The organism is Rhizobium sp. JAB6 (assembly GCF_003024605.1).
In the GTDB taxonomy this organism is placed as follows: domain Bacteria; phylum Pseudomonadota; class Alphaproteobacteria; order Rhizobiales; family Rhizobiaceae; genus Rhizobium.
This window is the reverse complement of sequence record NZ_PYJQ01000001.1, coordinates 742,388-768,596: the sequence shown is the minus strand read 5'-3', so window position 1 is coordinate 768,596 and position 26,209 is coordinate 742,388. Positions and strand designations below refer to the sequence as shown.

Annotated in this window: 22 protein-coding genes; 8 read left to right on the top strand and 14 right to left on the bottom strand. The window is 60.5% G+C overall.

Annotated elements, in window-relative coordinates:
* Positions 1 to 86 precede the first annotated feature (86 nt).
* The 5 genes from C7U61_RS03745 to C7U61_RS03725 all read right to left on the bottom strand — a co-directional run bounded on the left by C7U61_RS03745 (position 87) and on the right by C7U61_RS03725 (position 7,040).
* Positions 87 to 1,988 (bottom strand): potassium transporter Kup, encoded by a 1,902-nt coding sequence (locus tag C7U61_RS03745; protein WP_106996758.1) that lies wholly within the window; start codon positions 1,986 to 1,988, stop codon positions 87 to 89.
* Positions 1,989 to 2,005: 17 nt separating this feature from the next.
* Positions 2,006 to 2,983: a magnesium transporter CorA family protein gene (locus C7U61_RS03740; RefSeq protein ID WP_106996757.1), complete on the bottom strand. Its 978-nt coding sequence runs from the start codon at positions 2,981 to 2,983 to the stop codon at positions 2,006 to 2,008.
* 405 nt (positions 2,984 to 3,388) lie between these two features.
* Entirely contained in the window at positions 3,389 to 4,543 is a 1,155-nt protein-coding gene (gene apbC, locus C7U61_RS03735; protein ID WP_106996756.1) for an iron-sulfur cluster carrier protein ApbC, read from the bottom strand.
* A gap of 626 nt (positions 4,544 to 5,169) precedes the next feature.
* Positions 5,170 to 5,910, bottom strand: coding sequence for a LuxR family transcriptional regulator (locus C7U61_RS03730; RefSeq protein WP_181315775.1), 741 nt, complete (start codon positions 5,908 to 5,910; stop codon positions 5,170 to 5,172).
* A 314-nt stretch (positions 5,911 to 6,224) separates the two neighbouring features.
* On the bottom strand, positions 6,225 to 7,040 hold the full coding sequence (locus C7U61_RS03725; RefSeq protein ID WP_106996755.1) for an IclR family transcriptional regulator: 816 nt from the start codon (positions 7,038 to 7,040) through the stop codon (positions 6,225 to 6,227).
* Positions 7,041 to 7,188: 148 nt separating this feature from the next.
* On the opposite strand from C7U61_RS03725, the gene C7U61_RS03720 reads away from it, so the two are divergent.
* The 5 genes from C7U61_RS03720 (at position 7,189) to C7U61_RS03700 (ending at position 11,433) form a co-directional block, all read left to right on the top strand.
* On the top strand, positions 7,189 to 7,959 hold the full coding sequence (locus tag C7U61_RS03720) for an SDR family oxidoreductase (protein ID WP_106996754.1): 771 nt from the start codon (positions 7,189 to 7,191) through the stop codon (positions 7,957 to 7,959).
* A gap of 37 nt (positions 7,960 to 7,996) precedes the next feature.
* Positions 7,997 to 8,929 (top strand): 2-dehydro-3-deoxygalactonokinase, encoded by a 933-nt coding sequence (locus tag C7U61_RS03715; protein WP_106996753.1) that lies wholly within the window; start codon positions 7,997 to 7,999, stop codon positions 8,927 to 8,929.
* Positions 8,929 to 9,564, top strand: coding sequence for a 2-dehydro-3-deoxy-6-phosphogalactonate aldolase (locus tag C7U61_RS03710; RefSeq protein ID WP_106996752.1), 636 nt, complete (start codon positions 8,929 to 8,931; stop codon positions 9,562 to 9,564). Before C7U61_RS03715 ends, C7U61_RS03710 begins: the two co-directional genes overlap by 1 nt.
* A 3-nt stretch (positions 9,565 to 9,567) precedes the next feature.
* Positions 9,568 to 10,455, top strand: coding sequence for an SMP-30/gluconolactonase/LRE family protein (locus C7U61_RS03705; RefSeq protein WP_106996751.1), 888 nt, complete (start codon positions 9,568 to 9,570; stop codon positions 10,453 to 10,455).
* A gap of 357 nt (positions 10,456 to 10,812) precedes the next feature.
* Entirely contained in the window at positions 10,813 to 11,433 is a 621-nt protein-coding gene (locus C7U61_RS03700; RefSeq protein ID WP_106996750.1) for a PRC-barrel domain-containing protein, read from the top strand.
* A 96-nt stretch (positions 11,434 to 11,529) separates the two neighbouring features.
* Here C7U61_RS03700 and C7U61_RS03695 read toward each other — a convergent pair whose 3' ends face one another.
* Together C7U61_RS03695 and C7U61_RS03690 are read right to left on the bottom strand one after the other, a co-directional pair.
* Positions 11,530 to 12,885 (bottom strand): EAL domain-containing protein, encoded by a 1,356-nt coding sequence (locus tag C7U61_RS03695; RefSeq protein WP_106996749.1) that lies wholly within the window; start codon positions 12,883 to 12,885, stop codon positions 11,530 to 11,532.
* A gap of 126 nt (positions 12,886 to 13,011) precedes the next feature.
* Positions 13,012 to 14,712, bottom strand: coding sequence for a response regulator (locus C7U61_RS03690; protein WP_245410735.1), 1,701 nt, complete (start codon positions 14,710 to 14,712; stop codon positions 13,012 to 13,014).
* Positions 14,713 to 15,089: 377 nt separating this feature from the next.
* Here C7U61_RS03690 and mutL point away from each other — a divergent pair, with 377 nt between their 5' ends.
* Together mutL and C7U61_RS03680 are read left to right on the top strand one after the other, a co-directional pair.
* Complete coding sequence (mutL, locus tag C7U61_RS03685; RefSeq protein ID WP_106996747.1) at positions 15,090 to 16,922, top strand: DNA mismatch repair endonuclease MutL; 1,833 nt, start codon at positions 15,090 to 15,092, stop codon at positions 16,920 to 16,922.
* Positions 16,923 to 17,085: 163 nt separating this feature from the next.
* The gene (locus C7U61_RS03680; protein WP_106996746.1) at positions 17,086 to 17,316 is read left to right on the top strand and encodes a DUF2093 domain-containing protein; all 231 of its coding nucleotides are present in this window, start codon (positions 17,086 to 17,088) and stop codon (positions 17,314 to 17,316) included.
* 126 nt (positions 17,317 to 17,442) lie between these two features.
* Here C7U61_RS03680 and lpxK read toward each other — a convergent pair whose 3' ends face one another.
* The 6 genes from lpxK to C7U61_RS03650 form a co-directional block, all read right to left on the bottom strand.
* Complete coding sequence (gene lpxK / locus C7U61_RS03675) at positions 17,443 to 18,492, bottom strand: tetraacyldisaccharide 4'-kinase (RefSeq protein ID WP_106996745.1); 1,050 nt, start codon at positions 18,490 to 18,492, stop codon at positions 17,443 to 17,445.
* Positions 18,493 to 18,575: 83 nt separating this feature from the next.
* On the bottom strand, positions 18,576 to 19,307 hold the full coding sequence (locus C7U61_RS03670; protein WP_106996744.1) for an HAD family hydrolase: 732 nt from the start codon (positions 19,305 to 19,307) through the stop codon (positions 18,576 to 18,578).
* A 12-nt stretch (positions 19,308 to 19,319) separates the two neighbouring features.
* A complete protein-coding gene (gene waaA / locus C7U61_RS03665; protein WP_106996743.1) occupies positions 19,320 to 20,639 on the bottom strand; it encodes a lipid IV(A) 3-deoxy-D-manno-octulosonic acid transferase in 1,320 nt (439 codons plus the stop codon).
* Positions 20,640 to 20,818: 179 nt separating this feature from the next.
* Positions 20,819 to 21,064: a DUF4170 domain-containing protein gene (locus C7U61_RS03660; RefSeq protein WP_106996742.1), complete on the bottom strand. Its 246-nt coding sequence runs from the start codon at positions 21,062 to 21,064 to the stop codon at positions 20,819 to 20,821.
* Positions 21,065 to 21,125: 61 nt separating this feature from the next.
* Positions 21,126 to 21,932, bottom strand: coding sequence for a 3'(2'),5'-bisphosphate nucleotidase CysQ (locus tag C7U61_RS03655; RefSeq protein ID WP_106996741.1), 807 nt, complete (start codon positions 21,930 to 21,932; stop codon positions 21,126 to 21,128).
* A 27-nt stretch (positions 21,933 to 21,959) separates the two neighbouring features.
* On the bottom strand, positions 21,960 to 23,312 hold the full coding sequence (locus tag C7U61_RS03650) for a TldD/PmbA family protein (RefSeq protein WP_106996740.1): 1,353 nt from the start codon (positions 23,310 to 23,312) through the stop codon (positions 21,960 to 21,962).
* A gap of 150 nt (positions 23,313 to 23,462) precedes the next feature.
* On the opposite strand from C7U61_RS03650, the gene C7U61_RS03645 reads away from it, so the two are divergent.
* A complete protein-coding gene (locus C7U61_RS03645) occupies positions 23,463 to 25,283 on the top strand; it encodes a monovalent cation:proton antiporter-2 (CPA2) family protein (protein WP_106996739.1) in 1,821 nt (606 codons plus the stop codon).
* Positions 25,284 to 25,338: 55 nt separating this feature from the next.
* On the opposite strand, the gene C7U61_RS03640 is transcribed toward C7U61_RS03645, so the two are convergent.
* On the bottom strand, positions 25,339 to 26,205 hold the full coding sequence (locus C7U61_RS03640) for a patatin-like phospholipase family protein (protein ID WP_106996738.1): 867 nt from the start codon (positions 26,203 to 26,205) through the stop codon (positions 25,339 to 25,341).
* Positions 26,206 to 26,209 lie beyond the last annotated feature (4 nt).

The following is a 26,209-nucleotide window of genomic DNA, read 5'->3' as shown; positions in this document are numbered from 1 at the left end:
ATGATGCGGGCGGTGAACCGAAAACACAAAAAGGGCGCGGCGGACATCCACAGGGCCCTTTGAGCAAACAGCTGAAAATATCCGCGTCAGATGATGACGTGGGAACCTAGTTCCACCACGCGGTTTGCCGGCAGACGGAAATAGTCCGAGGGGTCGGTCGCGGCGTTGGCGAGGGCGATATAGAGCCGGTCCTGCCAATGCGGCATGCCCGACTTCGCATCCGGCACGAGCTTGCGGCGGCCGAGATAGAAGGAGGTCGACATGATGTCGAACTTCAGGCCGGTCTTGCGCAAGGTCGCGAGCGCCTGCGAGACATTCTGCGATTCCATGAAGCCGAAGCGGAGCTCAACGCGCGAGAAGCGGTCCGAAACCTTCTCGACCGTATAACGATCCTCCTGAGCGACGCGCGGCTTGTTGATGGTGCGGATCGTCAGGATGACGTTCTTGTCGTGCAGGACGTGATTATGCTTCAGATTGTGCAGCAGTGCGGCGGGCGCGGATTCCGGATCGCTCGTCAGGAAGATCGCGGTACCGGGCACATGCGCTGGCGAGTGATCGCTCTTGCGCTCGATCGAGCTGACGAAGGACGACAGCGGGATATCGGTATGGCGTGTCTTTTCCATAAGGATCGCGGTGCCGCGGCGCCAGGTCCACATGATGACGGTGAAGGCCGTCGCGATCATCACTGGCACATAGCCGCCATCGTGGATCTTCAGGAGGTTGGCGCCGAGGAAGACGAATTCCAGCAGCAGGAGCGGCGTGAGCACGGCAACCGCCATCGGCAGCGTCCAGTTCCAGCGGACGCGGACGAATTCAAAGGCCATGATCGAGGTAACGACCATCGCGCCGGTCACCGAGATACCATAGGCCGTCGCGAGCGCATCCGAGGTCTTGAAGGCCAGCACCAGGAAGATGACGCCGAAGAACAGGACGGTATTGACCGACGGCAGGAAAATCTGCCCGGTATTGGTCTCGGAGGTGAAGAGGATTTCCATGCGCGGCAGGAAGCCGAGATGGATCGCCTGGCGCGTCAGCGAGAAAGCACCAGTGATGACGGCCTGGCTGGCAATGATCGTCGCCATCGTGGCAAGAATGACCACCGGCAGGATCGCCCAGTGGGGATACATCAGGAAGAACGGGTCCGACATGGCCATGGGATCGCGCAGCACCAGCGCGCCTTGACCGAAGTAATTCAAGGTAAGCGACGGAAACACCAGCACGAACCAGGCCCACTGGATCGGGCGGCGGCCGAAATGGCCAAGGTCGGCATAGAGCGCTTCCGCGCCCGTCACCGTCAGGAACACGGCACCGAGAACGACGACGCCGAGGAAGCCCTCGCGCATCAGAAAGCTCACCGCATACCAGGGATTGAGAGCCGCCAGAATGCTGTAGTCATCGGAAATGTGCATGATGCCGGCAAGACCCATGACGATGAACCACAACGCCGTGATCGGGCCGAAGAAGCGGGCGACGGCACCGGTACCATGCGACTGGATCGCAAAAAGCAATGCGAGAATCGCCACCGAGATCGGCACGATGTAATCCGACAATTGCGGCGTCACGAGCTTCAGACCCTCGACCGCCGAAAGGACCGAAAGCGCCGGCGTGATCATCGCGTCGCCGAGGAAGAGTGCGGCCCCCAGCAATCCTAGCAGCATCAGGATGGCGGTATGGCCGTTCGCGGTCTTCATCAATAGCGCCAGCAGCGAGAGCGTGCCGCCTTCGCCGTCATTGTCCGCGCGGAGCAGAAAAAGGACATATTTGATCGTGACGATGATCGTCAGCGTCCAGAACATCAGCGAGACGACGCTGATGACTTCGCCGCGCGTCAGACCGTCAGCGGCCACCGGCTTCAATGCTTCGCGAAAGGCGTAAAGCGGGCTGGTGCCGATATCGCCATAAACAACGCCGACCGAGCCGAGGGCGAGGTATGCGAGCTTGCGAGCGTCCATTTTCCCGTCGGGAGAATGATGGGTTTCATTAGACATTCAGGATCACTAGACTCTCAGAGCCAGCCTTTCCAGCGAAAAAAGAAAAACGGAACGACGGCGGAAACCACCATCAACAACAGCGATGCAGGGTAGCCGAAGGCAAAATGCAGTTCGGGCATATGCTCGAAATTCATGCCATAGACGGAGGCGACAAGCGTCGGAGGCAGGAACACCACGGAAGCGATCGAGAAGATCTTGATGATGGCGTTCTGCTCGATGTTGATAAGCCCCAGCGATGCGTCGAGCAGGAAGGTGATATTGCCCGCGACGAAGGACGCATGCTCGGAAAGAGATTGAACATCCCTTGAAACATTGCGGCAGAGGTCCCTTGCTTCGTGGTCCTGCTGCATGGCGGGGACAGCCTGAAGGAAAGTCAGCAGCCGCGACAGCGAACTCAGACTGTCACGTATCTTGCTGAGCGTCCGGTGATAGCGCGCTATGTCCTTGAGCTTTTCTTCCAGATAGTTCCCTGGCCGACGGACCTTCTTCACGCGATCGCCAAATACATGCACCGACAATATATCGACACCGGCTACCGTCTGTTCAAGCACCTCGGCGGTACGATCGACGATCGTTTCGAGCAGCTTCGTCAGGAGTGCGATGCCGGTGCGCCGCTCGTGCGGGATGCGCTGCAGCGCTGCAATGAAGAGAGCGAAGGATTTCGGCTGGGCATAACGGATGGTGATCAACCGATGTCCCGCCAGGATAAAGGCCACATCGGTCAACATGGGCAGGCTGGTATCAGCCTTGCACAGGAGCGAGGCCGTCAAAAAGACCGAGCCCTCCTCGATATACAGCCGGCTGGAAGGCTCTATATCCTTCATGTCCTCACGCGTCGGCACCTCGAGCCCAAGCAGGCGCTCGATATTGGCTTCCTCCTCGCGCGACGGATCGACCATGTCGATCCACACGGCATCGTCAGGCAGCCGATCGATCGCCGAGAGATCGGGAAGCTCGAGCGGCTTCGAACCTGAGCAATAGGCAGTTATCAACTGCGCGCTCCTGCGGCACGGATGCAGGCGGCGTCAGGGCGCGCTGCCCGCACCCGCCGCGATCTCACCAATGACCGACAAAAAAAGCTCATAAAACCCCGGTCGTATCCCGCCCGTCCGGCCGGGAATCCGTGTTCATGTTCCATTGCGCTGCTGTACCAATCCGTCGCCCGTCCCGGCGAAAACGCCTGGATGGCAGAATAAAACCACCATTTGGCGGAGATTGGTCATCGGAAACGACCGACCAGTTCCACGCAGGCGGCGCATATGCAGCAAAGCTCGCAAAGAATCAAGTCACAACCTCTACATCGCGCGCTTCACACCAGTTTGGCCGATCTGCGAAGTCATAGCACAGGGCGCCGACAAGACAATCCGTCACTATATGAAAGAAGGCCGGTCAGTGAATTATTCAAATACGATCGATGGCGCTGCGCGTTGCGGCGTATCCGCAACCTGCTTCCAGACATTGGCCGCGATCTCGCGGTAGATATTCGCAACCACCCCATTCGGTTCGGCTGCGACCAGCGGTGTTCCGGCATCCGAGGTCTCGCGAATGCCCATGGTGAGCGGCACTTCGCCCAGGAAAGGCATGCCGATGCGCTCTGCCTCCCTGCGGGCGCCGCCATGGCCGAAGATATCATAGCGCGCGCCGGTATCGGGGGCGATGAAGTAGCTCATATTCTCGACGATGCCCAGGACGGGAACCTCGACCTTGCGGAACATGTTCAGGCCCTTGCGCGCATCGATGAGCGCCAGATCCTGCGGCGTCGAAACGATGACGGCACCGGCAAGCGGCACCTGCTGCGCCATGGTGAGTTGCACGTCGCCGGTGCCGGGCGGCATATCGACAACAAGCACGTCCAGCTCGCCCCAGGCGACCTCGCGCAGCATCTGCAGCAGGGCCGATTGTACCATAGGCCCGCGCCAGATCATCGCGGTTTCCTCCTCGACGAGGAAGCCCATCGACATGACCTTGAGGCCATAATTCTCCATGGGGTTGATGATGCGGCCATCGATCTGGGTCGGGCGTCCGGAAATCTTCAAGAGGCGCGGCATCGAAGGACCGTAGATATCGGCATCCAGAATACCGACGCGCAGGCCGTTGGCCAGCAGGCCGAGAGCCAGATTGACCGCTGTCGTCGATTTGCCGACGCCGCCCTTACCCGACGCGACCGCGATGATGGCTTTGACCCCCGGAACGCCGATTTTCGCTGCGCGCGGCGGCTGTTGCGGCGTGTGTGTATGGGGGTGTTCGTGGCCGCGCGGAGCTGATTGTGCCGCGGCCGGCCGGGGTGCCGCAGCGCCAGCCTTCTTGTCGGCGGTCAGCGCGACCAGAGCGCCTTTAACGCCGGGCATTTCCTTGATGACACGCTCGGCCGCAAGCCGCAGCGGCTCCAGCTCCTTGGCACGCTCGGCGGGAACGGTAATGGAGAAATAGACCTTGCCATCGGAAATGAAGACATCCGAAACCATGCCGAGCTCGACGATATTGTGCTCCAGGTCGGGGCCGCGAACCGTCTTCAACGTTTCCAGCACCTGTTCCTTGGTGATGTCTGCCATTTCATCCTCACTACAGAATCGTTTTCGGCAGCGCGGCATCGGCGAGCAACTTCCGAAATCATTCTGGTTTAGATAGTGGAGAGGCGTGGCTTCGCCAAACGAAATTCGGGACGCCGTCGATAAAAACGTCTTCGTTGCGGCCGGCAGGTCCGCCGGGTCCATGGGAAATAACCCTTACCAGCCGCAACGCTCTCCCAATTCGGGAAGACATGATCGCGGGCCGACATAAAGCACCCTCATGTGAAATATATAGGGCGATAACGCGAAAATCGGCTTGAAGGTGGGGAACCCTATAGAGCGTGTTAAATAAGTAACAACCGCCGCCGATCCCCTTCGCCGGGAGAAGCTATGGCGAAGGGCATCGGCGACGGTCGTTCGATCCACGCACGTTTTATCGGCGCTGTTGTCAAAGTCCCCTCTGGACCTTTATCTTTTTAGAAGCAGGAAGCGTGCCAGTTTTCAAAAAATCCTGAAAGCGGTGCTTCTTCAGTGCGTGATACCCAGCGCACCTCAATCGGGCAGTGGATCAGTGCTGCGCACGTCATCATATTTTGTTCGCAGCGCACAAAAATCATTCACATGCTGCGCAAATCCCGATCATCACCGCGACATGGGCGGCGGCCACCCTATTTTATCAGCCCGACGCGCAGAGCCTTGGCGACGGCTTGCGTGCGGTTGACGGTATCGAGCTTCTTGGTCGCGCGGTTGAGGTAATGATTGACCGTATGCTCGGACAGAGAAAGGATTTCAGCGATTTCGGCGCTGGTCTTTCCAGCTGCCGTCCAATTCAGGCAATCGATCTCCCGGTCGGTAAGAGTGTCGACGACGCGAACATCCAGGCTGCGAATTGCGGCAAGCCGGTCGAAGACGTGAACCGCAATATAGAAAAGATCCTTGATCTCTTGCGGTGAAAAGTGTTCGCGGTCGCCAGCCAACGAGACCGCGCCGCGAAGACCTGAGGCGTCATGGGTCGGGAAATAGGCGAAACGCATCATACGAAAACGCTCGAACAAAGCTACCACCAGCTGCGACTTGTTCTCTTCGCGATAAGGATTGGGCGCCACCTCATAAAAAAAGGGCAATGTGGAGGCGCGCAGACGTTGCAATACGGGACTGGTCGACATCAGGTTCTCCTGATCATAAATCGACAACAGTTCCGCCGGCCAGTTGTTGATCACCGAGTTGCTTTGCAAGTCGGAGGATGTAATCGGCGGGAGATTGAGCACCATGAAGGCCCGGCAGCGGTAAGCCTCCGTGAGCCCCTTCATGAACCGGAACACATCGAACTGGGTCTTGAGCCTGGCAATTTCCTCGATCAAATCCTCGTCGCGAGGGGACATTCCTGCTTGTACCAATGCCGCCATCATCAGTTTTCTTTATGTAAAAGAGGGCAAAATACAGAACTTCCGTCTCTTGCTCCTCACGATTAACGTGCCGGCGCCGCTATCGACTGCTCGGCGAAATATAAGTTTTTCAAAATCGTGATCGCCTCAACGGCCGTTACTATTGTCTCCACTCACCGCCCCGCCAAATCCCGTATGGTTTCAGCAATCACATGAAGATAATGGCAGTTCTTCGCCATATCTCAACAGTAAAATTCAAGATAAACGAGCAATTTCGCTAAGCTACCGCGCCGACAGCGTTAAATCGCGGAATTCTCACTGTCGTTGCGTCTGTGAGCTCAACGTTTGGGACCCATGCGGTTGCGCATATCCATCATGATCGAATCAGCGGCAACGACCGCCAATGGCGCCCATGCCTGCAGCGTCTGGTGGGTGACGCGATAGGCCGGGCCGGTCACAGAGACTCCGGCCAGCATGTGACCATCATCGGAGCGGATCGGCGCAGCGACGCAGCAGATGCCGTTTTCGTGCTCTTCGAGATCGAAGGCATAGCCTCGCCCCCTGATCTGCGAGATGTCGGAGAGCAACTCCGAAGCATTGCGAAGGGTATGCTCGGTGTAAGGGCGATATTCGAGGCCTGCGATTCTCTTTGCAAGCTCGGCATCGTCGAGCGCGGAGAGCGCCGCCTTACCCACACCGGTACAATAGGCAGGAGAGGCATTGCCGACCTGCGAATACATTCGCACGGACTGCTGGCCCTCCACCTTGTCGAGATAGATGACCTCCGCACCTCGGAGAACGCCGAGATGCACGGTTTCACCCGTCACCTCCTGCAACCGGTGAAGATGCGGCTCGGCAATCGCCCGAAACTCGTTGCGCGCCCAGCTGCGCGAGGCAAGCGCCAAGAGCCGCAACCCGATCCGATAGCGTCCGTCGCGGTCGACCTCCAGAAGCCCTTCGTTGACCAGATGCGACAATTGCCGGTGCAGCGTACCGCGCGGCTGATCCGAAAGCGAGAGAATATCGGTAAAGCGCATCGGCCCATCGGCGAGCGCAACGAGATCGAGCAGGGAGACGAGCTTTCCGAGCGTCCCGGTTTCCCGGTCGCGATGCGCTTTATTTTTTCCCGCCTCTGAACCCAGGCCCACACTCATTCATTCATCTCTGGCATTTATCTCCGACATTTATTTCCGGCAGAACCGCGCTGTCCTTGACACTGTGAAAACGTAGCCCGATAATTCCATATAGTCAAATTATGTTCCGAATAACGGAACTACCCGGCTGATCCGGGGAGGAGACATCTTGGCGGATATTCAGGCCCAATTTCCCGATCTGAAGGATCGCACCGTCCTCATCACCGGCGGAGGCTCCGGCATCGGAGCAAGCCTCGTGGAGGCCTTTGCACGGCAGGGGGCGAAGGTCGCCTTCATCGATATAGCGGAGGAACCCAGCAAGGCGCTTGCGGCCAAGCTTTCGGGCCAATCCGCCCATCCCGTTAGCTTCTACCATGCGGACCTCCGCGATGTCGGTGCGACCAAAAGCACGGTTGCAGCCATCGAGGCCGATCTCGGGGCGATCCGCGTCCTCGTCAACAACGCCGCCTGGGACGACCGGCACGACATCGACACCACGACCGAGGAATATTGGGACAACAATCAGGCGATCAATCTGAAGCAGGTTTTCTTCGTCTCACAGGCGGCGGTACCGGGCATGCGGGCAGCCGGCGGCGGCGCGATCATCAATTTCTCCTCGATCGTCTTCAAGATGAACCCGCCGCTTCTATCCTCCTACGCGACTGCGAAGTCCGGCATCATCGGGCTGACCAAAAGCTTTGCCGGACGCTTCGGGGCCGAGAATATCCGCGTCAACGCCGTTCTGCCTGGAATGATCGTCACCCAGCGCCAGCTCGACCTCTGGCTGACCGAGGACGGCATGGCAAAGACGATAGACCGACAATGCCTGAAGCGCGTGCTCAACGCCGAGGATCTGGTCGGCCCCGTGCTCTTCCTGGCTTCCGACTGTTCGGGCGCCATGACCGGACAAGCCATCACCGTCGATGGCGGCATTTTCTAATTTTGAGTTTTCTGACGCAAGACTTGGAGCATTTCTCATGACGAAACCGGCATATGTCGCGGTGGACTGGGGCACCAGCAGTTTCCGGCTGTGGCTGATCGGCGAAGACGGCCGCGTTATTGCGGAGCGCCGCAGCGGCGAAGGCATGACCACGGCGGCCCAGACCGGCTTCGCCAGTGTTCTGCAGGCACATCTCGATGCCGTATCGGCGCCGGAGACCGTTCCCGTCATCGTCTGCGGCATGGCCGGGGCGCGCCAGGGCTGGGTGGAAGCCGGTTACATCGATACGCCGACCTCGCTTGCAGCAATCCTCGCCGCTGCCGCCTCTGTGCCCGGACAGTCCCGCGACATCCGCATTCTGCCTGGCCTGGCGCAACGCAGCCAGCAGGTACCGGACGTCATGCGCGGCGAGGAAACGCAGCTGCTCGGCGCGATTCCCGCCGACGCCAAGGGCGAACAACTCGTCTGCATGCCGGGAACCCATTCGAAATGGGTGCGCGTGGTGGATGGCCGCGTGACCGGCTTCTCCACCTTCATGACCGGCGAACTCTTCGACGTCATTACCAGGCACAGCATCCTGTCGCATGCCGTTGCCGGCGCCGCCGACATGACCGCCGACACGAAAGCATTCGAAGCTGCCCTCAAAGCTGCCTTGGACAAGCCGGCGCTCCTCACCCATCTGCTGTTCACAGCCCGCTCCGGCCAGCTCCTGAACGGGCTGACGGCAGCCGGCGCGCAGGCGCTGATATCAGGCACTCTGATCGGCGCGGAAATCGCCGGCGCGCGAGCCTCGGCCGGTCAGAATGCGGCCATCACGCTCATCGCCTCCGGCCGCCTTCAGGCGCTCTACGAAGAGGCGTTCCGCGCCCTATCCCTCACCTATAAGACCATCGACGCCGATGCCGCCGTCCGTCGCGGACTTTCCGCTGCGGCCGAAGCGATCTGGTTCAAGAAAGAAAGCAAAAGCTGATGACGACCCGCATCCCCTTCCCGCCCATGAAGCGACCGCTCATTGCCATTCTTCGCGGCATCAAGCCGGAGGAAACGGCCGATATCGTCGGCACGCTGATCGAGACAGGCTTCACGGCAATCGAAATCCCGCTGAATTCGCCGGAACCGTTCCGCTCCATCGAAATCGCCGCTAAGATGGCCCAGGCCAATTGCCTGATCGGCGCTGGCACGGTGCTGACGGTCGAAGATGTCGACAGGCTTGACGGCGCGGGCGGCAAGCTCTTGGTGACGCCGAATGTCGAGCCTGCGGTCATCAGCCGCGCCCGCGACAAGGGCATGGTGACGATGCCTGGCGTCTTTACCGCCACGGAAGCGCTTTCCGCCGCGCGCGCCGGTGCCACCGGACTTAAATTCTTCCCCGCCGGCGTGCTCGGTGCCTCCGGTATAACGGCCATTCGTGCGGTGCTGCCGCCGGAGCTCGTCATCGCGGCGGTCGGCGGCGTTTCCGACAAGAATTTCGCCGACTACACCAAGGCGGGGGTGCTGGCCTTCGGTCTCGGCACCAGCCTTTACAAGCCGGGAATGACGGCAGCGGAGGTTGCCGAACGCGCCAAGGTCACCATTTATGCCTATGATGCAGCCGTAGGAGCCTGATCTATGACCGATATTCATGATTTCCAGGGCAATATTCTGTGCAATACCTCCTCCGTGCTGGGAGAAGGCCCGACCTACGACCCCGATACGGACACTGTTTGGTGGTTCAATATCCTCGGCAAGGAACTGCACGAGCTGCACCTGCCGACCGGCAAGAAACAGGTTCACGAACTGCCGATGATGGCGAGCGTACTGGCCCGGGTCGACGCGGAACGGCAGATGATCGCCACCGAACAGGGTCTCTTCCTCCGTGATGTCGCGACCGGCGAGCTGAGCTTCTATACGGCCATCGAAGCGGACAAGCCCGAGAACCGCTCCAATGACGGACGCACGCATGTTTCCGGATCGCTCTGGATCGGGACCATGGGCAAGCGCGCCGAGATGCAGGCGGGCGCGATCTATCATGTCGCCGGCGGCAAGGTCACCAAGATCTTCGACCAGATCAGCATCCCGAATTCCATCTGCTTCTCGCCTGACGGCACGATCGGTTACTTCACGGATACACGCGTCAGCCAGCTCATGCGCGTGCTCGTCGATCCCGCGACGGGCCTTCCGACGGGGGAGCCGATCGTCATGGTCGACAGCATGGAAGATCCGGGCGGCCTCGACGGATCGGTATGCGATGCGGACGGTTATATCTGGAACGCGCGCTGGGGTTCGGGCTTCGTCGACAAATACAGCCCGGATGGCCTGCGTATCGAGCGCTATCGCGTACCTGCCATGCAGCCCTCCTGCCCTGCCTTCATAGGCAAGAATGCGGACCGACTGGCCGTGACGACCGCCTGGGAAGGATTGGATGAGGAGGCACGTTCGACGCAGCCGCAGGCGGGCGCTCTTCTGGAGCTTGGCATCACGGTGAAGGGCGTTTTCGATCCTCCATACAAGCTTTGATTGAAGGCCGCCTCCGGCTATCTACGCTGGAGGCGACATTGCCTTCACTAGGGTAATGTAAGGGCCGGAAGGCGGCTTCAACCCTGAAAAAATCGAATCCTGCATCGAGCCGCCCTGTTGTACCGCCAATCTTTCTGGTTGTCTTTTGCCACGTTAGTTATTGATTTCCCACGATATCCCTTTTATTTCCGAGCTGTGTGACGCAATTTTCTGCAACTCTTGACGGAACCAAAACCTCGCTGAGCCATTGCTTCTAGGACCGGTGCGATAACGGCCGGTAGCACAAAAGTTCCACTCGCGCTGGTAAGCATGCGCGTACAACGAAGCATGCCCATCAGAATGAAAGGTAGGTTCACGATGACTGGGAAACTCTTCACTTCCGTTGCCGCAGGCGCCATCTTTGCTACGGCGTCCGTGCTTTCACCCATGGCTTTTGCACAGGCGCAACAGCCAGCGAATGGCGGCGCGGGCAACAACGCGCCGGTGACGCAAAGCGCGCCGGCAACTCCGGAGGCCGCGAAGCCGGATAGCTCGGCCGCACAGAAAAGTGCTCAGGCTCCTGCGCCCGCAACCGGAGGCCAGGCGGGATATCTGACCACACAGTCCGCCGATCAGATCAGCGCCAAAACCTATATGGGCCAATCGGTCTATAACGGTCAGAATGAAAGCATCGGCAGCATCAACGACCTGATTCTGCAGAAGCAGGGCGGCGTCGTTGCCGCCATCGTCGGCGTCGGCGGCTTCCTGGGCCTCGGCCAGAAAAACGTCGCCGTTCCTTTCGACAAGATCAGCGCCACCCAGAACCCGCAGGACGGGACGGTGAAGCTGACGACGACGGAAACGGCCGAATCGCTCAAGGCGGCGCCGGAGTTCAAGACCCTCTCGATGCAGGCTTCCGAAAAGGCAGCCAAATCGTCCGGTACGTCGACCATGCCGGCAACCGACAACACGACGACTTCGTCGACCACCAATAAGTAAATATCGGCAGCGAATAAATATAGGTCAGACGGATACAGAAGCGGCGGCCCTGATGGGGCGCCGCTTTCCTTGATGTTTTCGCGCCCGCTTCTCAGCTCAGGCGATTTCGCGCTCGTGGCTGAAATCGAAGTAATGGGTCTGCAGGTAGCGAAGGGTCGCGGCACTGTCCGCCGGCTTTCCGAAATAATAGCCCTGTCCCATGGCGCAGCCCAGCGCCTTCAGCTTCGCCGCTTCCGCATGTTCCTCGATACCTTCCGCGACAACGCGCAGATCAAGCCCTTCGCACATCGCGAGAACAGCCTTGATGATATGTTCGGAAGCCCTGTCCGAATTCATGCGGGAGACGAAAGCCCGGTCGATTTTCACCTTGTCGAAGATGAACTCACGCAAGCGCCCGAGGCTGGACTGGCCGGTGCCGAAATCATCGAGAGAGATACGCACGCCGGCGGCGCGCAGATCGGCGATGATGCGGTGAGCCGTATCGGCCGAGCTCATGACCGCGGTTTCGGTAATTTCAAGTTCGAGGCGGTGCGGGTCCAGGCCGGCGCGCGTCAGGATAGCGAGAATGCTGCTGCTCGTGCCGGGATCCATCAATTGCGCCGAGGAGAGATTGAAGGACAGGAACAATTCGCGCGGCCACGAAAGTGCTGCCTCCGCAGCCTTCCGCAGCAGGGTTTCCGAGAGCGCGTCGATGAAGCCCCGCTCTTCGGCAAGCGGCACGAAGACGGCGGGCGAAACGAAGCCAAGATCCGGATCGTTCCAGCGCGCCAGAGCCTCGAAACCGAGAACCATGTTATTGGCAAGCGAGACGATCGGCTGGAAGTGCACGTCAATGGCATCGGAAATAATGGCATTGCGCAGCGCCTGCTCGAGCTGCGTCGCGCGCTTCATCTCCTGCGCAATCTCCCTGGAATAGACCGTAATCTGCCCACGGCCGCGGCGCTTGGAGCGATAGAGCGCCGTCTCCGCATTTTTCAGAAGATCGTCGAACTCTTCTCCGGCGAAAGGATGGATGGCAAAGCCGAACGAGGCGGAAAGGCGGACATTGCGGTCTCCGAGATCGTAGGGCGCGGACAGTACTTCGCGGATCATCTGTCCGAACTTCTCGGCGCCGACGCGTTCGAAGACGAGCGGCAGCACAAAGGCGAACTCATCACCATCATGACGTGTCACTAGCGCGCCATCGGGTATGCAGGCCTTGAGGCGATGGGCAACCTGACAGAGAATCTCGTCGCCCGCTTCGACACCGAAGAGATCGTTGATCGGCTTGAAAGCATCGAGATTGACGATGCCGATTGTAAAGGGTGCGGGATCGCCGGCACGTTCACGCGATAACGCACGCGTTCGTTCGCGCATACGATATCGATTGCCGAGCCCGGTGAGCGGATCGGTGTAAGCGATTGCCTGCGGCTCTTGACTGACTGGACCCGGCAGCATCTCAGTCGATTTCATATCTGTTCCGACCTTTTCTCCACCCGGGGGAAAAGCATGCCGGGGAAGTCTTAACAAAGGATGCCAAGACGACGGTCACTCGGCACCGGCGATAAGTTGCCGTCGGTGGTGATATCATTGTAACCTTTATCTATTTTGCGCCTTCAAGGCACCGCGCATGTATTTCTGGAACACGGTCTCGATGATGTCGGGGCTTACCGGCTTCAGAATGACGTCGTCCATGCCGACTTCGGCGCATTCCTTGCGGTCACGCTCGAAAGCCTGCGTCAGAACGCCGATGATCGGCGTATGGGTGCCGCTGCCCTTTTCCGTGCCGCGGATCAGCCGGGTGGCCTCAAAACCGTTCAGGCCCGGTAGCGAAATGTCCATCAGGATCAGTTCAGGACGATGCTCCTGCCACACGCGGACTGCCTCATCACCGCTTGCGGCGATCACATAACTGTATCCCAACCCCTCGAGAATCTGCGAGAAGACGATCTGATTGATGTCATTATCTTCGGCAACCAGGATTTGCGCCCGGCGCTCCTCCCCGGCCGGCCGCCCCCATTCGGATGCAAGTCCCGGCTCGACCAGCTCTCCCATCCCGCCACGAATGTTGCGGTTGAAATGACGCGCAATCACGAAGGCAAGCTCGGTTGCAAGCTGCGATCCGTCCAACGAGAGCGCAGCGAGGTTCTGCCGCTCGGCGAGCTCCATGCCGCGCTTGCCAAGCTGGTTGTCGACGATAACCAGATCGATCTTGACGCCATGCGCGCTCGCTACGTCCAGAAAAGCCGCCTCTTCGTTCTCATTGTGCACGACGCAAGCTTCGAAGCCGTATTTCTCGAGCGTCTTCAGGGCCGCGGTTTCGGCAGCGAAGTCCGGCGTGACCACGAGCACCCTGCGGCCGCTGAAGTTCTCCGGAACGAAGGTTTCCATAGCGGCCGGACGGCGCGAAATGGTCTGCAGCGCGACCATCGGAACATAGGCGCGGCGATAGGAGCGATCGCTGTTTTCCCGGATGCTCGATGCCAGTGCGAATTCGTCGAAATCGCCGCCATCCTTGGGCAGGTCCTGCATGGTGCTGACCAGGAAATAGCGGCCGGGCTTGCCGATGCGCTGCTTGCGGGTGACGATATCGCGCTCGACGCCGTCACGGGCGATCTGGCGTTGCCGTGAGATCGACATTTCGCCGGTCTCCATCACATGCCGGTCGCTCTCCTGGAAGCGGTTGGCAAGCTCGGTGGAGAAGATATCGATGCTCTTGCGGCCCCGCACCTCGTCCGCTGCCGTCTGGTACTTGTCACAGAACGCCCGGTTGACCGCGACATAGACGAGATTCTGGTCCTTGACGAAAACCGGAAAAGGCAGGTTGTCGAGAATATCCTCGGTCAGCTGCACACGCTCCATATCGACGCGCCATTGCTCTTCGCGTTTCCTGGCTTCCGAAACGTCCGAGATGATACAGAAGCCGAGACCCGACGACAGCCGCCGGTTGAGAATGCGAACCCAGCGGTCATCGGCAAAATGCTCGGTGGTCTCGAAACGTTCGCGCCAATGCGAAGCTATGCGCTGCGATATCCAATCGTCGCGGCTGGCGGCCGTTTTGGTGTGAGGGCGCTGATAGGATATACCGGTATCGAAGACGGCGCCCAGAAAATCGCGCAGCCGCGTGGAAGGCTGCAGGAAATCGGGCGCAATCGGGAAAAAGTTCAGAACCTGGCGGCTGGCGAACAATAAGAGGTCGTTCTTGTCATAGGCGAAAAAGGCGCTGGAAAGACCGTCGCAGAAGGCATCGAAGAACATCGCCTGCAGACTGCCGCCGAAAGGCCCATCAGCCGTCATCATTGCCACAGCTGCCTTTTCAATCTCGGCAGTCATTCGTCGGATTCCTACGCTCAACCAGTTTCAAAACACGGCAAATCGACAGGGCTGCATTCGCTCTGCAAGGCGGATTCAGGAAAGTTGCATGCTGGCCTTGACACTTGAAGCAGAGGGCACCCGGCTCTATTTCAATTGATGGCCACCAACCTGCCATCAAGAGCCGTCAGCATGCACGAAACGCGCCACCTGCGGTCATTTCAAGTTCTATCTCCGCAACCTGTCATCATTCCCTTAAACATTGATTAAATTCTCAACAAAGCCATGGATGGAAATGGGTGGATCCCCAGCGGGGAAGCGCCTTTCCTCTTTCCACATCGGTGCGAATCCACGACAATAACGTCATGGCCATCAAGCAACTCTCCGAAACACTGATCAACCAGATCGCCGCCGGCGAAGTCATCGAGCGCCCGGCAAGTGCGGCCAAGGAACTGATCGAAAACGCGCTCGATGCCGGTGCCACACGCATCGAAATAGCGACCGCCGGCGGTGGCAAGGCGCTACTGAGGGTGACCGACAACGGCTGCGGCATGGAAGAGGCGGATCTGGAGCTCGCCGTCCGGCGCCACTGCACCTCGAAGATTTCCGACACGTTGGAGGATATCCGCACCCTCGGTTTTCGCGGCGAGGCGCTGCCCTCCATCGGCTCGGTGGCGAAGCTTTCGATTGCAAGCCGCCGCGCGGGAGCGAGCAGCGGCGCCGAAATCGCCGTTGCCGGCGGCAAGGTTCTGCATCTGCGCCCAGCGGCCGCCAATCCGGGCACGATCGTCGAAGTGCGCGACCTGTTCTTTGCGACGCCCGCCCGCCTGAAGTTTCTGAAGACGGAGAAGGCGGAAGCAGCCGCGATCACCGAGGTCGTCAAGCGCATGGCGATCGCCTTTCCGCGCGTGCGCTTCGTTCTGTCGGGCACCGACCGCTCGACGCTCGAATTTCCAGCGACCGGCGATGATCATCTCGCCCGCATGGCGCAGATACTGGGTGTCGATTTCAAGGACAATGCCATCGCGCTCGATGCCGTGCGCGAGGATGTGAGCCTTACCGGTTTTGCCGGCGTGCCGACCTTCAACCGCGGCAATTCCGCCCATCAATATGCCTTCGTCAATGGCCGCCCGGTGCAGGACAAGCTGATTCTCTCGGCAATCCGTGGCGCCTATGCCGAGACCATTCCTACCGGACGCTATCCCGTCGCCGTGCTTTCCCTGACGCTCGATCCCGCCCTGGTCGACGTCAACGTACATCCGGCGAAATCCGATGTGCGCTTCCGCGATCCCGGTCTTGTACGCGGGCTGATCGTCGGCGCCGTGCGCGAGGCGCTGGCGCGCGAGGGCGACCGGGCGGCCACGACCGGCGCCGACGGCATGCTGCGGGCGTTTACCGCCGGTCGCTCCGGCTTTCAACCGGGCTGGCAACCGGGCTGGCGGCCCTCGCCGGCTGCGGCCCCTTGGTCGGCGGAAACATCGCCATCTCGTCCCTTCGAGCGAACCGGCTACGGATTTGCCGAAAGGCCGCAGGCCGCTTTCGAGGGACTTGCCATGCCCACGGCTCGAGCCGAAGTCGCACCGCCGGCGGAACCAGCACGCGCCGAGGAACCCGCCCGCTTTCCGCTGGGTGCAGCCCGCGCTCAGCTGCACGAGAACTATATCGTCGCCCAGACGGAAAACGGGCTTGTCATCGTTGACCAGCACGCCGCGCATGAGCGGCTGGTGTTCGAGACCATGCGCAAAGCCCTGCATTCGAAGCGCCTACCCTCGCAGGTCCTGCTCATTCCCGAGATCGTCGATCTGCCCGAAGAGGATTGCGACCGGCTGATGGTATTTGCCGAAGAACTCGGCGGACTCGGCCTCGCCATCGAGCGCTTCGGTCCGGGCGCGGTCGCCGTGCGGGAGACGCCGGCCATGCTCGGCGAAGTCGACGCGCAGGGTCTGGTCCGGCAGCTCGCCGACGAGATCGCCGAATGGGATACGGCTTCGGGCCTTGCCGCCAAGCTGGAATATGTGGCCGCGACCATGGCCTGCCACGGATCGGTACGGTCCGGCCGGCGCCTGCGACCGGAAGAAATGAACGCGCTTTTGCGCCAGATGGAGGCAACGCCGGGCTCCGGACAATGCAATCACGGCAGGCCGACCTATATAGAGTTGAAGCTCTCGGATATCGAACGGCTCTTCGGGCGCAGTTGAGGCCCGCCATTTCCAAAAGGAACTTTTCCGCGAAATAATAGTCTGGGAAAGTCGCTGCTGCTGCATAATCGAAAGAGCTACGTCGACTTTGCGCGTCATATTTGACGCGCGGCGCTGTAGTGCGGTATGGCAAACGGATGAGACAGATCAAGGACGGCATCAGATGAATCTTTTCGAAGGACATGGAAACCGCGAGGCGAAAATTCGCTATCTCGACGGCGATTTCCAGATCCTGATGCCGGGTTCCTATGTGGTCTGCGCCATGACCGGCAAGCATATTGCGCTCGATGAGCTGCGCTATTGGAGCGTCGCCCGGCAGGAACCCTATGCCGATGTCATCACTTCGCTAGAAGCCGAAAAGCGCGCCGGCGCCCTTCCCAATCAGAAGCACTAGCGGTTCATCGTTTCACGGAATCTCTGAACCGCTCCATCTCTTTGTTTGACGCAATCCGGACGGAAAGCCGCTGCGTACTTTCCTGGAATTGCTCTCATTTTCCACGCCGAGTAAGCAGACGTGCCCCTAAGCCGCTTTGCTATTGCGCTTTTCCCGTAAGCGCCGTTCGCGCGCGGCTGCAATCGCCCTGTCGATAATCAGGGCCGGAGCCTGGGGATCATCAAAGACCATGTCGATCTCGATCACCCTGCAGCGCTGCAACAGCTCGTCGGCGCGACCATGATGACCGATGAGGCGGACATAGTCCTTCGAGGTAGTGACGATCTCAAGCCCTTCGCGCGAGGCTATGTCGAGCATGTCGGAGACATCGTCTTCGCCGGGGTGTTCGTGATCTCCGAAGCTGCGCCGGACGGCGATCTCAGCGTCCAGCATCTCGACGGTGCGGAAAAACTTGGCCGGGTCGGCGATGCCGGCGAAGGCAAGCACCTTGCGCCCGCGCAGATCCTCCTGCCCGCGCACTCTGACGTTCGCAGAAAAGAAGGGCTTGCCCGCCCTTGCCGCGAGGCGAACGACGCGATCGGCAGCATTGCCCTCACCGACCTTCAAGAGAGCGGATGCATAGAGAAGCTGGGTGCGCAGCGGCGCGCGCACAGGACCGCCGGGAACGAGATGTCCGTTGCCGATGCCCCTACCGGCATCGATCACCACAAGGGCATAGTCGATCGCAATCTGCGCGCTCTGGAAACCGTCATCCATGATAATGAGATCGGCACCCTCGTGCACCAGCCTTTCCGCACCATCGGCGCGGCGGCGGGCAATGACGGTCAGCGCCTCGCGGGCAAGCAGCAGCGGCTCATCGCCGACGGCCGTGGCGTGGTGATGCGAGGGATCTACGACCGTAGTGACATCGAGCGACCCGCCATATCCCCGGCTCAGGAACCCCGGCTTCAGCCCCTTGGCCTTGGCGGCCTTGGCAAGCGCAAGCGCGGTCGGCGTCTTCCCGGCGCCGCCGACCGTAAAATTGCCGACGCAGATGACCGGCACCGGCACGGAGGCGCGTTTGCCATTCACCATGCGATGCCCGGCGATACGGCCATATAGAAAGGAAAAGGGTGAGAGCCCCCACGCACGCCAATCCGGCTTTCGCCACCAGAAGGGTGGGGCTTCCGATACCATGCGTCTATTCCAGCCCTGTTCCTGTGCCTGCAACAAAGCGGCAAGAAAGGGCAGATTGCGTGAAAAAGCAAGCCATTGCCAGATCAGGCCGATTGTGCGACCGGCATGAGCAGGTCTTCCAGTTCGGTAATGTCGTTGAGACAGTAATCGGACGCGGCTGCGAGCGTTTCGCGCGAACCCGTGCCCGTCAGTACGCCGACGGTGAGGCCGACGCCGGCATTGCGTCCCATATGAAGATCGTGATTATTATCGCCCACAACAGCGACTTGCGCGGGCGAAAGACCGGTTGCTGCGTAGAAGCCGAGCACCATGCCCGGCTCCGGCTTGGTGCCGAAACCGCTATCATAGCCGGCGATGTAATCGATATAATCGATGAAGCCGAAGCGGCGCGCCGTCTGACGGATGGAGCGCTCATTGTCGCTGGAAGCGACGCCGAGCTTATAGCCGCGCTCATGCAGACGCCGGAAGAAGGCCGCGAGATCGGTGACTGGCGAGGAGAAATCGGCCGCATGCGCAAAAAGCGCATCGAGCTTTTCCACCAATTCCGCGACGTCCACTTTCGAGCCGGCGGCGACCAGCCCCTCGGAAATCTGCCGGGTGTTCCCTGCCGCAAGCAGGCTGTCCGGCACGATGTGGCCGGTGATCGGATCCATGCCGCAGGCTGAGAGAAGATGATCGGCGAGGATAGGATCGTCCTGAGCAGCGATCCTGGCAAGCTCGCGATTGACCGGCAGCCAGCTCTGGTCATAGTCGAGCAGCGTGCCGTCCTTGTCGAAAAGAATGCCCGCAATCGCTCCCAATCTGACGGCTGTCATGCCCTTCCCTTCTTATCCGTTTGCCATCGTCTTCGGCATTAGCCGCGCCTTGACCGACAGCGGATTGATATAGGGCTCCAGGCCCTTGACCGTTGCAGCCAGCGCGCCGCGCATTTCATGCACGGCAGCAAAGCCGGCATCGATCATGCCACGTCGGGCCGCGTCGTTGGTCAGCAGATAATGCACGCCGCGCGCCAGCATCTCGGTATCGCGCACCATACGGGCACTGCCGCGCCGGGCGAGCAATTGATAGGAATCGCGGAAATTCTGGACATGCCCGCCGGTCAGGATCGCGCAGCCGAGCATGGCCGGCTCGAGCGGATTCTGACCGCCTTCGTTGAACAGCGATTTGCCCATGAAGGCGACTTCGGTCATCCGCAGATATAGCCCCATCTCGCCAATCGTATCGCCGAGGAAGACATCGACATCGGGGGAAAGGATATCGTTGCGGGTGCGGCGCGCCACTTTCAGGCCCTGCTCGACCAGCATCGCCTCGATCGCGTCGCAACGCTCGGGATGGCGCGGCACGATGATAGTGAGCTGGCCGTTATGCTGCTTCAGCATCGAATGGACGGAGGCTGCAGCGCCCTCCTCGCCCTCGAAGGTGGAGACAGCGGCCCAGGTCTTGCGATCGCCGATCTGCTTCATATAACCGGCAAGCGTCGGCGCGTCGTAGGACGGCGCGTCCGTATCCACCTTGAGATTGCCTGATTTGAGGACCTGCAGCGCGCCGAGATCACGGAAGCGTTCGGCATCGAGGTCGGATTGGGCCACGACCAATGCCAGATTTTCGAACAGCGCCTCGGCAAGCGAGGGATGCCGGCTCCAGCGCGCGAAGGATCGATCCGACATGCGGGCGTTGACCAGAATCTGCGGAATGTGCTTGCGGCCAAGCTCCATGATCGTTGCCGGCCAAATCTCGGATTCGGCGAAAATGGCGCAATCGGGCTGCCAATATTCAAGGAAGCGCTTGATGGCAGGTTTGAGATCGAGCGGCACGTATTGGTGAATGACCTCCTCCCCAAGCCGCTGATGCGCGACCTTGGCAGAGGTGATCGTGCCCGTCGTCAGGATGACATGGATATCCCGACGACGGATTTCTCGGATCAGGGGAATGACGGCCGAGGTTTCCCCGACGCTTGCGGCATGGAACCAGATCAGCGGCCCTTGCGGGCGGTTGGCGCTGGCATAACCCGATCGCTCCAGCTTGCGGGAGCCATCTTCCTTGCCCTTCGCCGCGCGAACGGCGAGATAAGGTCCGATGAACGGATAAACGGCAATTCCGCCGAAACGATAGGCGCTCAAGGCAAGACGCGCCCTGAGGCTACTCATTTCGATCGCCTCCCATCCCAGCTGATCATCATCTATGCCAAATCCCGATTACCACGCGGCCGAATAAACAGCCGAATTTTCGTTCTTATTGTGTCAAAGATACTGCTTCATGGCCGGATTTAAAGCGACAACGCTCTTCCGGAGAGAGATATCAAATGCAAATTCGGAGCAAGGCGAACTCAGGATGCCGCTTTTGCCTGCGGATCGAGCAAGCGATGCAGGTGAACAATGAAATAACGCATATGGGCATTGTCGACAGTCTGCTGTGCCTTGGACTTCCACGCCACCAGCGCGCTCGCGTAATCGGGATACATGCCGACGATATCGAGCTCATTGAGATTGCGGAACTGGACCTCTTCGAGGTTTTCCAGTTCACCGCCGAAGACAAGGTGCAGGAGCTGCTTTTTGCCGCTGGTATCAGTCATTTTCGTCTCTTTCTACTGTCGTCCCCCTCCATCCTTCATCTGCGGGATTTTGACGGAAAGGTCAACCGTCTCGTCGGTTCGATAGCTGACGGAGAAACTCCGGTAATTGCGCTGCCGACGCGCCGCAAAGTTCGTCATGCGATACTTCGGCGCGATTGTAGCGCAATGCCCTGCCGGAGAGATCCACGAGGGCGCCGCCGGCCCGCTCCAGAATGAGATCGGCGGCGGCGAGATCCCAGTCGTGGGAGTTGCGTTTGACGATCGTTCCTTCCAGCCTGCCGTCCGCCACCATGGCGAGGCGATAGGCGAGCGACGGCACGTGCTTCACACGCTCGACCGTCTTGCGGAAATCCGGATCGAAGCCCTTCAGCATCTCCTCGCCGGTCGCCAGACGATGGATGTCGTCGCTCATCCGCTGAGAAACGCCGATCGGCTTGCCGTTTTTCGAGGCCTGTCCGCCAGCCGTCGCCACGAAGAGTTCGTCAAGCGCCGGCGCATAGAGAACGCCCGCCACAGGCCGGCCGTCTGTGACGACGGCGACGCTGACGCACCAAAGATCGAGACCCGAGAGAAATCCCCTGGTGCCGTCGATCGGATCGACCACGAAGACGGTTGCGTGCTTCAGACGCTCGGCGTCGTCGTCGGTTTCCTCTGAAAGCCAGCCATAATCGGGTCTGGCGGTGCGAAGCGTGGCGGCAAGGCTTTCATTCGCGGCAAAATCCGCCGCGCTCACCGGGGACTGGCCGTTGTTCTTCCACCAGACTTCCGGCGATTGCCGGAAGAAACCGAGAGCGATCTTGCCCGCCTCGAGCGCGGCACCCACGATCAGGTCCACATCGCTCAATTGGCCGGCCTTGCTATCGATCATTGACTAATTCCAATCTCCACCCGTTTCTCAGCGGCCCGCCAACGTCATGCCCTCGATGGCAAGCGTCGGAGCGGCGATGCCGAAATCCCGGTCGATGTCGTTTGCCGGCGTCACGCGCATGAACATGTCCTTCAGGTTGGAGGCGATCGTCACCTCGGAAACCGGGAAGGTCAACTCGCCGTTCTCGATCCAGAAACCGGTGGCGCCACGGCTGTATTCGCCGGTGATCATATTGACGCCCTGCCCGATCAGCTCCGTGACGTAGAAGCCGGTGCCGACGTTGCGGATCAGTTCTTCGGGCGAAATATCGCCCGGTTCCAGCGCAAGATTGGTGGATGCGGGCGATACGGAGGTGCCGCCGCGCACGCCGCGGCCGTTGGTCTTCAGGCCGCCGCCGATTTCCCGCGCCGTCGCGGTGGACAGGAACCAGGACTTCAGCACGCCGTCCTCGATCATGACGAGCCGCTTGCCGGACACGCCTTCGCCGTCGAAGGGGCGCGAGGAGGGGCCGCGCACGATCAGCGGATCGTCCGTGATCGAAAGGCCTGATTTCAGCACCTGCTGACCCATCTTGTCGCGCAGGAAGCTGGTCTTGCGGGCGACGGACGCGCCGTTGATGGCGCCGGCGATATGGCCGACGAAGCCGCGGGCGACACGGGGATCGAAAACGACGGTCACGTTTTTGTCCGTCGGAACCTGGCGTGGATTGAGCCGCTTGACCGCCCGCTCGCCGGCGCGGCGGCCGATCTCATCGGCCGCATCGAGATCGGCGAAATAGAGGCGGCTGTCGAAATCATAGTCGCGCTCCATGCCCGTACCTTCGCCGGCAATGACGCTGACGGAGCGACCGAAGCGCGAGCCCATATAGTGGCCGGCAAAACCATGGGACGTGACGAGCACGAGCCCGCCCATGCCGGCAGAAGCGCCGGCGCCTGAGGAATTGGTGACGCCCGAAACGGCAAGGGCTGCCGCCTCGGTCGCAAGGGCTGCCTCGCGCAGCTGCTCCGTGGAGACTTCGGTCGGATCGAACAGTTCGAGATCGGGATAGCTCTTGGCAAGATCCGCTTCATCGGCGAGACAGGCGAAGGGATCTTCCGGCGAAACCTTGGCCATGGCCACGGCGCGCTCGGCAAGTGCATTGAGATCGAAGCCTGGATTGGCCGAAACACTGGCGACACGGTTGCCGACGAAAACCCTGAGCGAGAAGTCGTCGCTCTCGGAGGATTCGGTGCCCTCGACCTTACCGAGGCGGACGCTGACGGAATGGGCGCGCGAACGCACCACGACGGCATCCGCCGCATCGGCTCCGGCTTTGCGGGCTAGATCGATCAATTGGCTGGCGCGGGAAAGCAGAGCGGCGGAATCGATTTCAGAGGTCATGACTTGGCCTTTCCTTCGCGTTCCATTTATTGTGCACTACATAAAGCATCAAGGGCGGCAAAGCCGATTCTTGTTCTAATCACTTCACGCATGGTTGTTTATCATGACCAAGCGTTGCAACACCGCCTGCCCCACGGAAAGAAACAGACGATGTCCGCCCCCAATACGCTTTTCACCGAAACCTTGCTGCTGCTCGGCGGTGCCGTCGTCACGGCACCGATCTTCAAAAAACTGGGGCTTGGCACGGTGCTCGGCTATCTTGCGGCCGGCGTCGTGATCGGCCCGATCCTGCACAGCATCGGCGACAGCGAAGCCGTGCTTGCCGTTGCCGAACTCGGTGTCGTCTTCCTGCTGTTCATCATCGGCCTGGAACTGAAGCCGTCCCGCCTCTGGCAGATGCGGCGCGATATTTTCGGCCTCGGCACGGCGCAGGTGGTGCTCAGCGGACTGGCGCTGATCGTCGCATCCTATCTCGGCGGCATTGCTGGCTGGAAGGGCAGCATCATCATCGGCTTCGGTCTGGCGCTTTCCTCGACGGCCTTCGCAATGCAGATCCTCGAACAGCAAGGCGACGTCAACACGAGATACGGCCAGCGCTCCTTCTCGATGCTGCTCCTGCAGGATCTTGCCATCGTGCCGCTGCTGGCGCTGATCACCGTGCTCGATGGCACGAAGGAAACCGCCAGTCCCTTGTCGAGTCTCGCTATAGCCATCGGCGCCGTGGCGGCGATGGTCATCGCCGGCCGCTATCTGCTGACGCCGCTGTTCCAGGTCATTGCACGCACCGGCGCCCGCGAGGCGATGATTGCCGCCGCGCTCTTCGTCGTCATGGGATCGGCAACGCTGATGCAGCTTGCCGGCCTCTCCATGGCGATGGGCGCCTTTCTCTCCGGCGTGATGCTGGCGGAATCCTCCTATCGGCATGAGCTGGAAGCGGATATCGAGCCCTTTCGCGGCGTGCTGCTCGCCATTTTCTTCATCGCCGTCGGCCTGTCGCTGAAACTCGACGTGATTCTCGACAACTGGATGCTGATCGTGCTCGCGGTTCCGGTCATGATGCTCATCAAGGCGGTCGTGATCTATGCGCTCTGCCGCGTCGCGGGCTCGCCGCACAACGACGCTGTTCGCATCGCCGGGCTGTTGCCGCAGGGCGGCGAATTCGGCTTTGTGCTCTTCAGCGCTGCGAGCGCCAGCGGTGGGCTTTTCTCCGCCAATACGGCCTCGACGCTGATCGCCATCGTGACGCTGTCGATGGCGCTGACGCCGCTGAGCTCCGCGCTCGCGAAGCGGCTGGTCAAGGGCGACACGCAGGAAGAGCTGGACGAGGATTTCGAGGGTGCCGGCTCCGACGTGCTGATGATCGGCTTTTCGCGTTTTGGCCAGATTGCCGCGCAGATCCTGCTTGCCAGTGGCCGCGATGTCACCGTCATCGATTTCTCCGCCGATCGCATCCGCCAGGCATCGAGCTTCGGCTTCCGCATCTATTTCGGCGACGGCACGCGCAAGGACGTGCTGCGCTCCGCCGGTATCGACCGCGCCAAGATCGTCGTCGTCAGCACGCATCAGCGCGAGATTACCAACAAGATCGTCGAGCTCGTGCAGACGGATTATCCGCATGCGCGCCTCTTCGTCCGCTCTTACGACCGTATCCATTCGATCGAGCTGCGGCACAAAGGCGTGGACTACGAGCTCCGCGAAACGTTGGAATCCGGCCTGCTCTTCGGCCGCCGCACCCTGGAAGCGCTGGGGGTCAGCGAGGCGGAGGCCTACGAGATCGGCGAGGATATCCGCAAACGTGACGAACAGCGGCTCGTGCTGCAGGTCAGCCAGGGGCTGCAGGCCGGCGCCGACATGCTCTATTCGCGCCCCGTCAAGCCGGAACCGCTGGTCAAGCCCAAGCGTGCGGCCGAAACCTACAGCGACGCCGACGATCTCGTCGTCCTGCCGCAGGAGGAGCCGGAGCGGGTTTAGCCGCTTCGTTTGTACGGTCCTGGCATAAGCACAGCCAGCAGCTCATTGGCGGATACTAGTTCTTTGCCGTCATCACGCGGTCAAGCGCGAATTTCAGCTCGTCCTTGACGCCGGCCGACATGGCGAGGATATCGCGCGCCTTCAGGAAATCGAGGACGCCGGTGCGGCCGACGGTGGGGCGCAGGAAGATTTGCGGCGCCTGCAGGCGCAGCTTCAAGGCAATGTTGGACTGCATGGTGAGCTGGCCGGCACCGAACAGGCTCTCGATGCGGTTCGGAATATGCCTGCCGCCGCCCTCAGGGCCGCCGACGACATCGATGCCGATGATGATGTCGGCAAGCCCGGCCAGATGCTCGTAGGGAACCGGATTCATGATTCCGCCGTCGATCATCACGCGGTCCCCGAGTCTCACCGGCATGAAGACGGCTGGAATGGCAGCGGAAGCGGCAAGCACCGGGAAAAGCTCGCCTTTCTCGATCACCACTTCGGCCTGCTGATAATAATCGGTCGCGACCACCTTCAGCGGTATGTGCAATTCCGAGAAATTCTCAGGAAAGGCTTCCGGCAAGAAGGTGCGGAGAATGCGTTCGAGATTGAACTGGCCGAAGCGGATGCTGCGCATGCTGACGGGCCGCAGGCTCCAGATCTTGTTAAGCACCGCGGGACGGTTACCGACCGTTGCAAGCGTATGGTCGCGGATTTCTGCCCCGCTCATGCCGACCGCCATGGCCGCACCCATGATGGAGCCGATGGAGGCACCGGCAATTGCAACCGGGCGGATGCCGAGTTCGTCCAGTGCCTCGATGATATGAATATGGGCGAGACCGCGCGCACCGCCACAGCCGAAGGCGACTGCAACGCTCGGCGTGCCGGAGACGGCGAGCGGATAGTCGCTGCCGACGAAATCAGCATAGTCGCCCATAGCC

Coding starts and splice junctions, on each gene's coding strand:
- C7U61_RS03745 (WP_106996758.1), bottom strand. CDS start 1,988: ATGTCTAATGAAACCCATCATTCTCCCGACGGGAAAATGGACGCTCGC.
- apbC (WP_106996756.1), bottom strand. CDS start 4,543: ATGGCAGACATCACCAAGGAACAGGTGCTGGAAACGTTGAAGACGGTT.
- C7U61_RS03730 (WP_181315775.1), bottom strand. CDS start 5,910: ATGATGGCGGCATTGGTACAAGCAGGAATGTCCCCTCGCGACGAGGAT.
- C7U61_RS03725 (WP_106996755.1), bottom strand. CDS start 7,040: ATGAGTGTGGGCCTGGGTTCAGAGGCGGGAAAAAATAAAGCGCATCGC.
- C7U61_RS03715 (WP_106996753.1), top strand. CDS start 7,997: ATGACGAAACCGGCATATGTCGCGGTGGACTGGGGCACCAGCAGTTTC.
- C7U61_RS03710 (WP_106996752.1), top strand. CDS start 8,929: ATGACGACCCGCATCCCCTTCCCGCCCATGAAGCGACCGCTCATTGCC.
- C7U61_RS03705 (WP_106996751.1), top strand. CDS start 9,568: ATGACCGATATTCATGATTTCCAGGGCAATATTCTGTGCAATACCTCC.
- C7U61_RS03700 (WP_106996750.1), top strand. CDS start 10,813: ATGACTGGGAAACTCTTCACTTCCGTTGCCGCAGGCGCCATCTTTGCT.
- C7U61_RS03695 (WP_106996749.1), bottom strand. CDS start 12,885: ATGAAATCGACTGAGATGCTGCCGGGTCCAGTCAGTCAAGAGCCGCAG.
- C7U61_RS03690 (WP_245410735.1), bottom strand. CDS start 14,712: ATGATGACGGCTGATGGGCCTTTCGGCGGCAGTCTGCAGGCGATGTTC.
- mutL (WP_106996747.1), top strand. CDS start 15,090: ATGGCCATCAAGCAACTCTCCGAAACACTGATCAACCAGATCGCCGCC.
- C7U61_RS03680 (WP_106996746.1), top strand. CDS start 17,086: ATGAATCTTTTCGAAGGACATGGAAACCGCGAGGCGAAAATTCGCTAT.
- lpxK (WP_106996745.1), bottom strand. CDS start 18,492: ATGGTATCGGAAGCCCCACCCTTCTGGTGGCGAAAGCCGGATTGGCGT.
- C7U61_RS03670 (WP_106996744.1), bottom strand. CDS start 19,307: ATGACAGCCGTCAGATTGGGAGCGATTGCGGGCATTCTTTTCGACAAG.
- waaA (WP_106996743.1), bottom strand. CDS start 20,639: ATGAGTAGCCTCAGGGCGCGTCTTGCCTTGAGCGCCTATCGTTTCGGC.
- C7U61_RS03660 (WP_106996742.1), bottom strand. CDS start 21,064: ATGACTGATACCAGCGGCAAAAAGCAGCTCCTGCACCTTGTCTTCGGC.
- C7U61_RS03655 (WP_106996741.1), bottom strand. CDS start 21,932: ATGATCGATAGCAAGGCCGGCCAATTGAGCGATGTGGACCTGATCGTG.
- C7U61_RS03650 (WP_106996740.1), bottom strand. CDS start 23,312: ATGACCTCTGAAATCGATTCCGCCGCTCTGCTTTCCCGCGCCAGCCAA.
- C7U61_RS03645 (WP_106996739.1), top strand. CDS start 23,463: ATGTCCGCCCCCAATACGCTTTTCACCGAAACCTTGCTGCTGCTCGGC.
- C7U61_RS03640 (WP_106996738.1), bottom strand. CDS start 26,205: ATGGGCGACTATGCTGATTTCGTCGGCAGCGACTATCCGCTCGCCGTC.